11 protein-coding genes are annotated in these 14,133 nt (G+C 61.2%); 10 read left to right on the top strand and 1 reads right to left on the bottom strand.

Annotated elements, in window-relative coordinates; genetic code table 11:
- Window positions 1-170: 170 nt before the first annotated feature.
- From yycF to G485_RS0122820, 5 genes are all read left to right on the top strand, one after another.
- Window positions 171-917: a response regulator YycF gene (gene yycF, locus G485_RS0122840; RefSeq protein ID WP_027094443.1), complete on the top strand. Its 747-nt coding sequence runs from the start codon at window positions 171-173 to the stop codon at window positions 915-917.
- Window positions 914-2,743 carry a cell wall metabolism sensor histidine kinase WalK gene (gene walK / locus G485_RS0122835; RefSeq protein WP_027094442.1) on the top strand — a complete coding sequence of 610 codons (1,830 nt, stop codon included), beginning with the start codon at window positions 914-916 and terminating at the stop codon, window positions 2,741-2,743. Before yycF ends, walK begins: the two co-directional genes overlap by 4 nt.
- Window positions 2,740-4,023, top strand: a complete 1,284-nt coding sequence (locus tag G485_RS0122830; RefSeq protein ID WP_027094441.1) for a YycH family regulatory protein — start codon at window positions 2,740-2,742, stop codon at window positions 4,021-4,023. Before walK ends, G485_RS0122830 begins: the two co-directional genes overlap by 4 nt.
- Before the next feature lie 64 nt (window positions 4,024-4,087).
- Entirely contained in the window at window positions 4,088-4,882 is a 795-nt protein-coding gene (gene yycI / locus G485_RS0122825) for a two-component system regulatory protein YycI (RefSeq protein ID WP_027094440.1), read from the top strand.
- A 117-nt stretch (window positions 4,883-4,999) separates the two neighbouring features.
- Window positions 5,000-5,803, top strand: a complete 804-nt coding sequence (locus G485_RS0122820; protein ID WP_027094439.1) for an MBL fold metallo-hydrolase — start codon at window positions 5,000-5,002, stop codon at window positions 5,801-5,803.
- Here G485_RS0122820 and G485_RS0122815 read toward each other — a convergent pair.
- Window positions 5,798-5,998, bottom strand: a complete 201-nt coding sequence (locus G485_RS0122815; protein ID WP_027094438.1) for a hypothetical protein — start codon at window positions 5,996-5,998, stop codon at window positions 5,798-5,800. The genes G485_RS0122820 and G485_RS0122815 overlap by 6 nt on opposite strands.
- Before the next feature lie 177 nt (window positions 5,999-6,175).
- Between G485_RS0122815 and G485_RS0122810 the strand changes: the two genes are divergently transcribed.
- From G485_RS0122810 to G485_RS27890, 5 genes are all read left to right on the top strand, one after another.
- Window positions 6,176-7,468 carry a S1C family serine protease gene (locus G485_RS0122810; RefSeq protein ID WP_027094437.1) on the top strand — a complete coding sequence of 431 codons (1,293 nt, stop codon included), beginning with the start codon at window positions 6,176-6,178 and terminating at the stop codon, window positions 7,466-7,468.
- A gap of 16 nt (window positions 7,469-7,484) precedes the next feature.
- The gene (locus tag G485_RS29575) at window positions 7,485-7,652 is read left to right on the top strand and encodes a CxxH/CxxC protein (protein WP_084423460.1); all 168 of its coding nucleotides are present in this window, start codon (window positions 7,485-7,487) and stop codon (window positions 7,650-7,652) included.
- A 544-nt stretch (window positions 7,653-8,196) separates the two neighbouring features.
- Window positions 8,197-9,945 carry an ABC transporter ATP-binding protein gene (locus tag G485_RS0122800; RefSeq protein ID WP_027094436.1) on the top strand — a complete coding sequence of 583 codons (1,749 nt, stop codon included), beginning with the start codon at window positions 8,197-8,199 and terminating at the stop codon, window positions 9,943-9,945.
- Between the two features lie 52 nt (window positions 9,946-9,997).
- Window positions 9,998-12,025, top strand: coding sequence for an ABC transporter ATP-binding protein (locus G485_RS0122795; protein WP_027094435.1), 2,028 nt, complete (start codon window positions 9,998-10,000; stop codon window positions 12,023-12,025).
- 459 nt (window positions 12,026-12,484) lie between these two features.
- Window positions 12,485-14,005: a DEAD/DEAH box helicase gene (locus G485_RS27890; RefSeq protein WP_338027793.1), complete on the top strand. Its 1,521-nt coding sequence runs from the start codon at window positions 12,485-12,487 to the stop codon at window positions 14,003-14,005.
- Window positions 14,006-14,133 lie beyond the last annotated feature (128 nt).

Raw genomic sequence — 14,133 nt, 5'->3', positions numbered from 1 at the left:
TCAAGCGACTTGGACTAGCTGCGCTTCCGGAGTTTTGCTGGATTCTGTTTCCGTTAAGCCGATCGGGTATGGCGGGCCGGGTCCGGTTCTTCGGTTCGCGGAAGACGGGCATTATGTTAGAATAGAAGAGAAACTTAAGATCGCTTCCCCCTAACAGGAGGCTTGGTAAGATGCCCGGTAAAATCTTGGTGGTCGACGACGAGCGGCCCATTGCGGATATTCTGAAATTCAATCTGGAGAAGGAAGGCTACGAGGTCGTCTGCGCATTCGACGGCGAGACGGCCGTGCGCCTCGCGTTCGAGCTGGATCCCGATCTGATCCTGCTCGACCTGATGCTGCCCGTGAAGGACGGCATGGACGTCTGCCGCGAGGTTCGAGCCCGCCTGTCCACGCCGATCATTATGCTGACGGCGAAGGATACGGAGCTGGACAAGGTGCTCGGTCTGGAGCTCGGGGCGGACGACTACGTGACGAAGCCGTTCGGCACCCGCGAGCTGCTGGCGCGCGTGAAGGCGCATCTGCGCCGCCAGCGCAAGCTGGAAGCGTCGCGCGCGGAGGAAGAGAACGGCGGAGGAGACGCCGAACGGCAAGGGCTGAGGCTGTTCAATCTGTTCATCGACACGGACATGTACGTCGTGTACAAGAACGGCCAGCCGCTCGACCTGACGCATCGGGAGTTCGAGCTCGTCCATTACCTGGCCCGCAACAGCGGGAAGGTAATGACCCGTGAACACTTGCTGCAAGCGGTATGGGGCTTCGAATATTTCGGCGACGTGCGGACGGTGGACGTGACGATCCGGCGGCTTCGCGAGAAGATCGAGGACGATCCGAGCAAACCGGAAATTATTCTGACGCGCCGCGGGCTCGGGTATTTGATGCGCAACCCGAAGATGGCGACGGGCGGTTTCGGCGGATGAAGCCGTTCCTGCCGTTGCGCACGATTCAAGCGAAGTTCATCGTCATGGTGTTGCTGTTGATCCTGATCGCCTTGCAGCTGATCGGGGTTTATTTTATCAGCACGATGAAGAGCTCGCTCATCAACTCCTTCACGACCAACCTCGACGGCCAGGCGCAGATGCTGACCATGCTGGCGGGCTCGGCTCTCTCGAAGCAGGACAAGGCCGGCAACGCGGAAGACGACGCCAGCGCGGAGCTGGCCCAACTGGTCAGCCTGGTAAGCATCAGCGGGGAAATTCAAGTGCTCGACGCGAGCGGCAAGGTGCTGACGACTTCGCTCGAGGAGCATCAATCCTACGTGGGGCGCAAAAACACGTCTCTGCTCGTCAGCCGCGCGCTGCAGGGCATCAGCGACAACTCGGAGGAGATTATCGACTCCGACAGCGTCCGCAAGAAAGTGATCGCGAAGCCCGTCGTGAGCGGCGGCAAGATCATCGGGGCCGTCTATATCGTGGCGTCGATGAAGGATTTGTACGTGACGATGGAACGGGTGAACCGGATCTTCGTCACGGGCAGTCTGCTGGCGCTCGGCTTGACGGCGCTGCTCGGCATTCTGATCGCCGGCACGATTACGCAGCCGATCAAGGCGCTGACGAGGCAGGTGGCCGCGGTGGCGGAAGGCCGCTTCGAGGAACGGGTGCCGGTGCTCGGCAACGACGAGATCGGGCAGCTCAGCATCGCGTTCAACGAGATGACCGACCGGCTGAGCGAGGCTCTGTCTGTCAACGAAGAAGAGAAGGAGAAGCTGAGCTCGATTCTCTCGAACATGAGCGACGGCGTCCTCGCGACCGACGAGATCGGGCGCGTCATCGTCGCCAACCGGCGGGCGCGGGCGATGCTGGACCTCGAGGAGATCGAAGGCTTGACGGTGTCCGAATGCCTGGACATCGACAAGGCGCCGATCGCCGAAACGCTGCGGGGCAAGGAATCGACGCTGCTCCTTCAGCGGCCGAGGCCGCAGGGCGAGGAGCCTTTGGTGTTCCGCGTCACGCTGACGCCGATCCGCCGGCGGGACAAGGGCGTCGTCGGCGCCATCGCCGTGCTGCAGGACGTCACGGAGATGGAGAAGCTGGAGCAATCCCGCCGCGAATTCGTGGCCAACGTCTCCCACGAGCTCCGGACGCCGCTCACGACGATCAAGAGCTACGCCGAGGCGCTGGACGACGGCGCGCTGGAGGAGCCTCCGCTCGCCGAACGCTTCGTCGGCGTCATCCGCAGCGAGACGGAGCGAATGATCCGCCTCGTCACCGACCTGCTGCATCTGTCGCGGTTCGATTCGCGCCAGTCGCAGCTTCGGCGGCAGATGACCGACGTCGCGGAGATGATGGAGGACGTCGTCGACCGCTTCTCGCTTCAGCTGCGGCAGAAGGCGATTACCGCCAAAGTGCAGGTGGAGCCGGAGCTGAAGCTGAAGAAGGTATGGCTGGACCGCGACGGCATCGATCAGGTGCTGGACAATCTCGTGTCCAACGCCATCAAATACACGATGGACGGCGGCTCCGTCCAATTGTCCGCGCGGCTGGACGACGCCGGCAAGCTGACGATTAACGTCAAGGATACGGGGATCGGCATTCCGAAGAAAGATCTCGAACGCATTTTCGAGCGCTTTTACCGCGTCGACAAGGCGCGTTCGCGCAGCATGGGCGGCACCGGGCTCGGCCTGTCCATTGCCCGGGAAATCGTGCGTGCCCACGGCGGGCACATCACGCTCGATTCCGAGCCCGGCCAGGGCACGACGGCTACGGTGACGCTGCCGATCGATCAGGAAGGGAGCGAATCCGCATGATGGAGAGAGCGAAATCGGTGCTGCTGGCGCTGCTGATCGCCGTCAGCCTGGTGCAGAGCTACTTCCTGGCGTACAGCATGCCCAGCATGGAAGCCAAGGTCCGGACGGAGCAGGATTACGTCAAGACGGACCCGCTCGGACCGGAGGAGCAAGTCGGCAAGCTGCTGTTGCCCGAGCAGCTCGTCCTGCATCTGGGCGCGGATAAGCATACCGTTTTCTACCCGAACGATTCGTTCTACGATTTGGTTCTCGGCAAGCTGCAGGGGAGGGAATTCAAGGGCTTTCAGCAGGATACGATCGATTCGGTCGACTGGGAGCAGGTTCGCAAGGAGGATATCGGCGTCGAGGTGCGCTTCGGCCGAGCCGTTCCTTTCGAACTGCTGGAGCAGGTGTTCAAGATCGATTCGAACTTCCTGTTCTCCGCCGATTCGGTCAGCCGGATCTGGATCTTCGCGAGCAAGGACCGCGAGGAAGTCCGTACCTTCTTCTTCAGCGCGGACGGCCGCAACGTTTACGAAGCGCTGCGCGCCGACCTGACGGTTCAGGACGTCCAGCAGTGCGTTGGCTTCGGCCAATACTGGACCCCGTTCGCGCACTTGGACGGCGGCGTTTACGTTCCCGAGAAGACCCGGCCGTACGATGCCGTCCAGGTTCCGTTCAGCCGGTACACGCCGGATCAGATCCAGCGGAATCTGTTCATCGATCCCGGCACGACGCGCATGATTCAGGATCGTCAGGACGGAACCCGGATTTATACCGACGGCAAGCGGGGGCTCAAGATCGAGCAGGATTCGGGTTGGCTGTCGTATACCGACCTCGTCGCGCCGACCGACAGCCAGAACGACTTGAGCGACAACATCTCGGCGGCGGTCAAGTTCGTCAATCAGCACGGGGGATGGAACGGAACGCATCGGCTCGTCAGCGGCGAAGGATCGGTGAACGACAGCGGCATCCGGTTCCAGCAGTATTACAAGGGGCTGCCGATTCTGTCCGGCGGAAGCTTCAAATTCGGCTATATGCAGCTTACGATTCAGCAAGGCGTCGTCACCTCGTACGAACGTTCGATGATCGTGTTGGACGAGAAAAGCAAAACATCCGCCACGCAAGTGAAGCTGCCCGCGGGCGAGTCGCTTCGGGCGATGATCCGGCGGACGGCCGGCGGGTCGGTCGTCGAGTCGGTTTTCCCGGCGTATCAGGCGACTCTGACGAAAGATGCCGTGAAGCTGCAGCCGGTATGGGCGATCCGCCTGACGGACGGCGAAGTGCGCAAGGTCGAATAAGAATAAGGCGGCAAATCGGAGCGGCGGCTATTTCCACAAACGTCGGACGATAGGAGGTGAGCAGGTGGACTGGGGACGGGCGAAAAACGTATTGATATTGGCTTTTCTGCTGCTGAATATCGTTCTGGGCTATCAGCTGTGGCTGGAATGGCAGGAGCGGATCGATTCGTCCGTCGACTGGACCTCGCTGCCGCCGGAGACCCGGCAGATCATGACGAATAAGGGAATCCGCGTGGACGCGGAGATTCCGACCGAGACGCCGGAGATGCGGGAGATTACGTACCGGCTGCTGGAGAACCCGGACGGCGGGTCCGGTTCGCCGATCCCGCTCGAGTCACAGCCGAACACGAGGGTCGTCTTCGCCCCCGAAGAGCTTCAGCAGGCGCTGGGCGGAGCCATCCCCGAGCTGTCCGAATACCGCTTCGACAATTTGGGAAGCAACGAGAAGATGTTCGTGCTGAACCGGATGGTGGACGGCTGGCCGATCTTCGACGTGAAGATCGAGCTGTTCTACAAGGACCAGAAAATCACCGCATACCACCAGGACCGGATCGAGATTCTTCCTTACGGAGAGGCGAAGCTGCAGAAGGTGCTGCCGGCCACGAAGGCGGTGGCCAACCTGATCGACCGGAACTACTTGCCCGCGGGCTCGGTCATCAAGGAGATCCAGCTCGGCTACCACGGGCAGATTTTCGATTCGGAGACGCAGGTTTCGGCGCCTTCGTGGAGGGTTTTGCTCGAAGACGGCGAAGTGTTCTATGTACACGCCATCAGCGGCGAAGCGGTGACCGATCAGGGAGACGCCTCTTCGGGCGCGCAGAAGCCGGGCAAAGCGACGGCGAACGCCGGCCACACGTGAAAATAAGCCGGAGAGAATGGCCCGGCGGCAGGCGTGCCGATGCTGGATCGATCAGTATTTGTCAGAAGGCGAAGATGTTTTTGCTTGGGAGAGCAGGAGAAACGAGAGGTTGACAACATGGGATTGCGATTTACGGTATTGGCGAGCGGATCGACCGGCAATGCGACGATCGTGTCTTCGGACGCGGCGACCGTGCTGGTCGACGCAGGCCTGAGCGGCAAGAAAATCGAAGAATTAATGAAAGAACGGGACGTGTCCGGGCAGGATCTGGACGCGATCTTCGTGACGCACGAGCATTCCGATCATATCAAGGGGCTCGGGGCGCTCGCCCGCAAATTCGAGTTGCCCGTCTATGCGAACGAGAAGACGTGGGCGGCGATGCACAAAGGGATCGGGGAGCTGGCGGAAGAGCAGCGGAAGATCATGCCGACCGACAGCACGATGGAGCTTTACGATCTGCGGATCGAATCGTACGCCATCTCGCACGATGCCGCCGAGCCTGTCGGCTACTGCTTCTATTCCGGCGGCGTCAAGCTGAGTCTGGCGACCGATCTCGGGTATGTGAGCGACAAGGTGATGAAGCAGCTGCAGCAGTCGGACGTGCTCGTGCTGGAATCGAACCACGACGTCGACATGCTGCGCATGGGCCGGTATCCGTGGAACATCAAGCGGCGCATTCTGGGCGACACCGGCCATCTGTCGAACGAAGCGGCGGGCGAGGCGCTGTGCCGGCTGCTGGACGGCGGAACGCGCCGCGTTTATTTGGCTCATCTGAGCCAGGAGCACAATCAGATGGATTTGGCTAAGCTGACGGTGAATACAATATTGGAAGACAACGGATTTTTCTATCACAAGCACGAATTCGCCCTGTGCGAAACTTATTACGACCGTCCGACGCCATGGGACCTCGTCAAATCATAGAAGCAGCTCCCGTTCCAGATCGGCTTCCATCTCGGCAGCTTTGCGGCGGATTTCCTCGGGCGTTACGATGCCCTTCTCCACCAGCAATTCGATGAGGACGCTCAGCGCCAGCATCTGGCGGTAGTTATCCTCCTTCAGGCCGGAGAAGCGTGCGGCGAGATCGAGCAGCGGGTTGCCATTCGGATAAGGATTCATTGGGACCTCTTCCTTTCTTTACATATCGGTGGATCGGGAGTATTCTCTTGCTTCCCTTTGGCAATTCTATTAGTATTTTAGTCAAAACCGACAAATCTATTCGGATTTTCTGGACGATTCAATAGAGAATAGCGGCGGCGGATCCAGGGTTTCTTGGGGAAAAGGGCGGTGCAGCGCATGAGCTTCTTCGATGACGATTTCTATTCCACGCGGGTAAAGCGGAGAGTTCGCAGAGACGCGGGTTCTCGGCCGGTCTTTGGCGGCGGGCGGAGTTTCCGGCAGGGGTCGATGCTCCGCGTCGCGCTCGTCTCATCGTTGACCAGCTCGCTGCTGGTGGCGATCCTCTTCAGCTTCGTGATCGACCGCCATTCCGAACCGGCCAGCCGTCCGGCGATGGCGAGCGGGCAGCCGATCGTGGAGACGTCCGAGAGGATCATTACCGCCGCCGCGAAAATCCGCCCCGCGGTCGTCAGCATTATTAACCGCCCCAAGCGGGAAGGGCAGAGCGGCGATTCGTCGGACGCAGAGACGCCGGAGAACGCCAGCCTCGGTTCGGGCGTTATTTTCGAGAAGCAAGACGGCAAAGCCCGCATCATTACGAATGCGCATGTCGTGGAAAATTCGGGCAGTCTGCAGATCGTGACGGTGAACGGAGACCAGAAGGAAGCGAAGATTGTCGGCAAGGACACGATTACCGATCTGGCGGTGCTGGAGGTCGACGACAAAGGCATCGACACGGTCGCGGACATCGGCGAGTCGGACCGATTGCGCGAAGGCGAGACCGTGATTGCCGTCGGCAATCCGCTCGGGCTTAGCGATTCGCTGACGGACGGTATCGTCTCGAATCTGAGAAGGGTCATCCCGGTGTCGTTGAATCAAGACGGCAATTACGATTGGGAAGAGGAAGTCATCCAGATCTCCGCGCCGATCAACCCCGGCAACAGCGGAGGAGCGCTTGTCAATCTGGACGGCGAAGTGGTCGGCATCAACAGCATGAAGGTGGCCGATATGGGCGTCGAAGGAATCGGCTTCGCGATTCCGATCGACGACGCGATGCCGGTCGTGCAGCAGCTTATGGAGCACGGGAAGGTGCTGCGCCCGTATCTCGGCGTCTATGCGATGGATTTGTCATCGTATTTGGACAGCCTCGACGTCGGGCAGAGCGCCGATGGCGGGGAGGATTCCGGCACCGCGCCGGAGACGGACGCGCCGCCATTGGTCGTACCTGAAGGCGTGAAGAAGGGCGTTCTCGTGCTGGAAGCCGTCGGTCCGGCGAAGGAAGCGGGACTGAAGCTGAACGACATTATCGTCAAGCTGGACGGCAAGCCGATCGGCAGCATGATGGAGCTGCGGAAGTACTTGTATAATTCGAAAAAAATCGGGGAATCGCTTACGGTAACGTATTACCGAGACGGGAAGACGCATGACCTGAGCGTGAAGCTCGTCGAGAAGAGCGAAGACGAAGAATAGGAAGGAAACGCCTCGAATGTATTGCGTCTGCAAGGAACATGTCGAATTAGCGATCGACAAGTTTGTCGACGAGTATGAAGATGCACCGGACCTGGTGAACTTGTCCAAGACCAAGTTTAGCGCCTGGACACCGCCGGAGCGCTGCGAATGGTGCGAGGGCCCGGCCGAAATTCTGGTCGTGTAGGCTGCGCGGCAACGGGCGGAACAAGCATTCGCCGCTCGGCAAGATTTTGCGGATCGACGTCGATCTCCCGGCGGATGGCAAGGCGTACGGCATTCCGGCGTCCGTTCCAGCCGGACGCGGGATTGCCGGTATGGCGTCTGAAGGGAATATACCGGTCCGGCGGCGATCCCAAAAAAGCGGAGCGGGCTCAACATCAAAGTCTTGTAAAATCGCGCAAAACCGATTGACAGCATTTCCTGGCAATGGTAAAGTGTCAAATAGATTTCACAAATCGAAAGGAGGATTGCGTCCGATGCTTATCTCGATGATGGTTCCAACGTTTCACGATCGCGGCCGCCGGCTGTCCGGACGTAATCCGATTGCGCCACACTAACTTGGTCTAACATCCCAAGGCGCATGATTACGTCCCCGTAATCGTGCGCCTTTCTTATCCGCAAGAAGAGAACATACGTTCTTGGACGGCGGAGAGAGGCGTATCGCTTGCGGCGGTACGCTTTTTGTTTGGTTACGGCGGGTATGGCGAGGAAAGGTGTGAAGAAAACGAATGTTGACCGTTTTGAGCAAGTTGGGCTGGTTTTTCAAGCAGCATTGGCGCCGTTATTCGATCGCGGTCGTGCTGCTTGCGCTGGTCGGCGTGGTGGAGGTCATTCCGCCCAAGTTGATCGGCTACTTGATTGACGGCATTCACCAGGGCACGCTCGGGGACGGACGGTTTTTCCAATCGATCTGGCTGTGGGCCGGATTGACGGTCGCCAGCTACGTGATTACCTACGTATGGATGTATCAGCTGTTCGGCGGGGCTTTCCTGCTGGAGCGGCTGCTAAGGAAGCGCCTCATGCGGCACTTCCTGCGAATGACGCCGACCTTCTTCGAACGCAACCGGACGGGCGATCTGATGGCCCGCTCGACCAACGACCTGTGGGCGATCTCGAACACGGCGGGCTTCGGCATTCTGACGCTGATCGATTCGTCGCTGTTCATGCTCACCATCCTGTTCATGATGGTCGTGCTGATCAGCTGGAAGCTGACGCTCGCGGCGCTGCTGCCGCTGCCGATCATGGCGGTGCTCATGGCGAAGTTCGGGAAGCGGATCCACGAGCGCTTCATGAGCGCGCAGGACGCGTTCGGCGAGCTGAACGACCAGGTGCTCGAGTCGGTATCCGGCGTGCGCGTCATTCGTGCCTACGTGCAGGAGGAGGCGGACCGCGGCCGGTTCCATGCGAAGACGAACGAAGTGCTGAACAAGAACATCGCGGTGGCCAAAATCGACGCCTTGTTTGAGCCGACGAACAAGGTGCTCGTCAACCTGAGCTATATCATCGGGCTTTGTTACGGCGGATACCTTGTGTTCCGCAGCGAAATTACGCTCGGCGAGCTGGTGTCGTTCAACGTGTTCCTCGGGATGCTCATCTGGCCGATGTTCGCCATCGGCGAGCTGATCAACGTCATGCAGCGGGGCAACGCGTCGCTCGACCGGGTCAGCGAGACGCTGGGCTACAAGCCGGACGTCGAAGACGGCGCCAAGCTCGTCCGGGTCGATACGCCGGAGACCATCGAATTCAAGAGCGTCACGTTCCGTTATCCGAGCTCTTCCATCGACAATCTGGTGGACATCTCGTTTGCGCTTAAGCGCGGACAGACGCTCGGCATCGTCGGCCGGACCGGAAGCGGCAAGACGACGCTGCTCAAGCAGCTGCTGCGCGAATATCCGCTGGGCAGCGGGGAGATCGCCGTCTCCGGCGTGCCGCTCGAAGAAATGGAGATCGACCGGTTGCTGAGCTGGATCGGTTACGTGCCGCAGCAGCCGATTCTGTTCTCGCGCACGATTCGCGAGAACATCCTGTTCGGGCGCGAGGGCGCGACCGAAGAGGAGATGCGGCGCGCGCTGGAGCGGGCTTCGTTCGCGAAGGACATCCGCTATCTCCCGGACGGCCTGGAGACGCTGGTCGGGGAGAAGGGCGTGGCGCTGTCCGGCGGGCAGAAGCAGCGGGTCAGCATCGCGCGGGCGCTCATCGCCGACCCGGAAATTCTGATCCTCGACGATGCGCTGTCGGCCGTCGACGCCAAGACGGAGGCCGAGATTATCGAGGGCATCCGCACCGAGCGGGCGGGCAAGACGACGCTCATCACGACGCACCGGCTGTCCGCCGTGCAGCACGCGGACTGGATTCTCGTGCTGGACGAAGGCCGGATCGTCGAGCAAGGCACGCACGAGCAGCTGCTCGCGGCCGGCGGCTGGTACAAGGAGCAGTTCGACCGGCAGCAGCTGGAGGCGATGGTCGAAGCCTCCTGAGAACGGAAGCCGACCGAAGCCATTCGATTACGAAAGAAGGTGCTCAACCTCCATGGGAACGACGGGCAAGAGGCTATTTCGATATGCCATGATCTACAAGAGACCGATTCTGCTCGCGCTTGCGCTGCTGGCATTGGCGGTGTGCGTGGAGTTGATCGGGCCGTTCATCGCCAAGCGGATGATCGACCAGAACATTCTCGGCATCGAGAAGGTCTGGTACGAGACGCAAGATTCGGGCAGCCGGACGGTCGAATACAAGGGCAAAACCTACAAGCGGGAAGACCGCTTCTCCGCGGACGAGAGCAAAGGAGCCGCGGCGAGAGTGCTGCAAGCCGGCCGGAGCTATTACTGGCTGGAGGTTAAGGACGTGCCGGACGGTTCCCGCCAGGTGACGGACGGCACGATGACGATTACGACGAAGGACGGCCAGACGGTAACTTATCCTGCTGTCAAACTTACCAGGGCGGAGCTGTTCCGCTTCTACAAGCCGGAAATTCCCGATCTGCTGACGCTGGCGGCCGCCTACTTCGGGCTGCTGCTGTTGGCGGCCGTCTTCACCTACGGGCAGCGGCTGCTGCTTCAGACGTCGGCCAACCGCATCGTGCAGCGTATGCGCGAGGACGTGTTCGCGCATACGCAGCGGCTGCCGGTGCAGTACTTCGACAATTTGCCGGCCGGCAAAGTCGTCTCGCGGATCACGAACGACACGGAAGCGGTACGGGAGCTTTTCGTCGCGGTGCTCGCGAACTTCTTCTCCGGCATCATCTACATGGCCGCCATCCTCGGGGCGCTGTTCCTGCTCAGTCCGAAGCTCGCGCTGTTCGCGCTACCGCTCGTGCCGATTCTCATCGCCTGGATCGTCGTGTACCGCCGTTTCGCGGCCCGGTATAACGACGTCATCCGCACGAAGCTGAGCGACATCAACGCGATGATCAACGAATCGATCAACGGGATGACGATCATTCAGGCGTTCCGCCGGCAAAAGGCGACGATGCAGGAGTTCGAGGAGCACAACAAGGAGCTGTTCACGTACCAGAACAAGATGCTCAGCTTGAACTCGATCACCTCGCACAATCTGGTCAACGTCATCCGAAATATTATTTTTATCGCGGTCATCTGGCTGTTCTGGGGCGATTGGCTCGGCTCGGTCGTCACCGTCGGCGTGCTGTACGCCTTCGTCGATTACATGAACCGGATGTTCCAGCCGATCGTCGGCATCGTCAACCAGCTCGCCAACCTGGAGACGGCGCGGGTATCCGCGGAGCGGGTATTCAAGCTGCTCGACGAGCCGGGCGTCGAAGTGGCGACGGGCAAGCTGGACCGGTACAAGGGCGACGTGGCGTTCAAAAACGTCACCTTCGCTTACAAGAACGACGAGTACGTGTTGAAGAACATCTCGTTCGAAGCCCGCCAAGGCCAGACCGTCGCGTTGGTCGGCCATACGGGCTCGGGCAAGAGCTCGATTCTCAACCTGCTGTTCCGCTTCTACGACGTGGAACAGGGCAGCATCACGATCGACGGCACCGACGTCCGCGACATTCCGAGGCAGCTTCTGCGCCAGCATATGGGCATCGTGCTCCAGGACCCGTTCCTGTTCACGGGCACGATCGCTTCGAACGTCAGTCTGGACAATCCGGCCATTAGCCGGGAGAAGGTGGAGCAGGCGCTGCGCGACGTCGGCGCTTACGAGATGTTCGCCAGCTTGCCCGGCGGCATCGACGAGCCGGTCATCGAGAAGGGCAGCACACTGTCGGCCGGTCAGCGGCAGCTGATCTCGTTCGCGCGGGCGCTCGCCTACGACCCGGCAATCCTTATCCTCGACGAGGCGACGGCCAGCATCGACACCGAGACGGAGGCGATCATCCAGGCGGCGCTCGACGTCTTGAAGAAAGGGCGCACGACGTTCGTCATCGCGCACCGGCTGTCGACGATCCGTCAGGCGGATCAGATTCTCGTGCTGGACCACGGCGAGATCGTCGAGCGCGGCAACCACGAGACACTGATGGAGCTGAAGGGCAAATACTACGCCATGTATCAGCTTCAGCAGGGCGGAGCCGCCGCTTCGGTGCTGACCGCGTGACCGCGGCTTGCGGCAAGGAGGGCGCAAGCAACAACGCCTTCTTCAGCGTCCGTGGGTGCCGAAGAAGCGCCACCGACGCCGAATCGGCAAGAAAGAGGCTGCATCCCGAGCGGAACGTTCCGCGGGATGCAGCCTCTTTGGCGATTCCAAGCGGCTTAACGAACTGCGGTCTCGCGCTTCCCGGCCCAGGCGACGGACGCAAGAGAAGTGGAGCGGGCCGGTGCCGGCTGAGGATTGTTTGGTAAATGGCAAGCCCCTCGTCTTCGCGGGACGGGAGGTTTTGGCATGTTCGTGACGCTAGCCCCTCTTTTCTCCTCATTTGTAGGCTCATCCCCTCTGCTCAGTCGAGATCGTTCTCCACGAACAATTCAGGGGCCCCGGTTCGCCCGATTTCCCAACGGCCGCCATTATGGTACGATAAGTGGGAATCCAGGGTAATCAAGCGAATGAGGTGCTGATGTGTCAGGCTTTGCTCAATTGGGAATTTCGGCGGAACGCGTGGCGATGCTGTCCGCTCAAGGCATAAAGAAGCCGACTCCGGTGCAGGAGATGGCCATTCCGTTCATCCTTCAGGGGAAGGACGTCATCGGGCAGGCGCAGACGGGCACGGGCAAGACGCTCGCGTTCGTGCTGCCGATGCTGGAGGAAATCAACGTCCGTTCGGATAAAGTTCAGGGGCTGATCGTGACGCCGACCCGCGAACTGGCGCTCCAAATTACGGAAGAGGTCAAACGGTACATCGGCAAGGAGGAGGGCATCCGCGTGCTAGCCGTCTACGGCGGGCAGGATGTCGAGGCGCAGCTGGCCAAGCTGAAGGGCAACGTGCATTTGATTATCGCGACGCCGGGACGGCTGCTCGACCATTTGCGCCGCGAGACGGTGCAGCTGTTCAGCGTCCGGACGCTCGTGCTGGACGAAGCGGATCAAATGCTGCATATGGGCTTCCTGAACGAGGTCGAGGAGATTTTGCGGAACACGCCGTCGCAGCGGCAGACGCTGCTGTTCTCTGCGACAATGCCGGGCCCGATCCGGCAGCTGGCGTCCCGCATTCTGCGCAAGCCGGAGGAAGTGACCGTACGGGGTCGGCAGGTGACGGTGAAGGAAATCCGCCAACTCGTCGTCGAGACGACAGATCGCAACAAACAGGCGGCGTTGAAGCAGATGATCGAGGAGACGCAGCCGTATTTGGGCATGATTTTCTGCCGGACGAAAAGGCGGGCCAGCACGTTGAACGAAGCGCTGCAGGCGGCCGGCTATTCGTGCGACGAGCTGCACGGCGACTTGTCGCAGGCGAAGCGGGAGCAGGTCATGAAGCGGTTCCGCGAAGCGAAGCTGCAGTTGCTTGTCGCGACCGACATCGCGGCGCGGGGCCTCGACGTGGAAGGCGTCACCCACGTCTACAATTACGACATTCCGCACGATGTGGAGAGCTACATCCACCGTATCGGGCGGACCGGCCGCGCCGGCGAGTCCGGCATGGCGATCACGTTCGTGGCGCCGAAGGACCGCCCGGAGCTGGCGAAGATCGAGAGCGGCATCGGCATGGGCATCGAACGCCGGACGACCGGCGTTTCGCGCCTCGGCGGAGGCGAAGAGGAGGCCTCCGGGCGGAGCGGCGGCTCCCGCTCTAGTGGGAAGAGCGGGAGCGTATCGCCGCGCAAGCCCGCCGCGGACAAGAGCCGGCGCGCTTTCGAAGCGGGCCGGCCCGGGGCCGGGCGAAGTGCGGGCGCAATGGCGGCGAAGGGAGCGGGAGCGGGGGCGCCCCGCTCGCGCGCGGACGGCCGAGGCCGCGCCGCCGGTCCTGCGGCGGGCCGGCAAGGGGGCCGTCCGGAGGGGCGCACCGGGCAGCAAGCCCGCGCCGGCAGGACGCCGGGACCCGGCGCCTTCGCCTCGCCGCGAGGCAAGAGCAAGGCGGGCCGCGGTGCGGCGCCATCTTCCCGCGGCCTGCGCGGCGGCGGCAGAAGCAGGCGGTCGCGTTAGTCCGATAGTGGGGCGCGCAGCAAAGGGGTTGTCCCAGAAGGTGTAAATCGACGTCTGGGACAGCCCCTTGCTCGATTCCGCCGAACGTCGGCCCAAGAGGCTCAGATTCTGAGCTACATTCGCCCATC

It is taken from the genome of Cohnella thermotolerans DSM 17683 (assembly GCF_000429825.1).
Classification (GTDB): Bacteria; Bacillota; Bacilli; order Paenibacillales; family Paenibacillaceae; genus Cohnella; species Cohnella thermotolerans.
The sequence above is the reverse complement of the archived record's forward strand: the minus strand, read 5'-3'. Positions and strand labels throughout refer to the sequence as shown.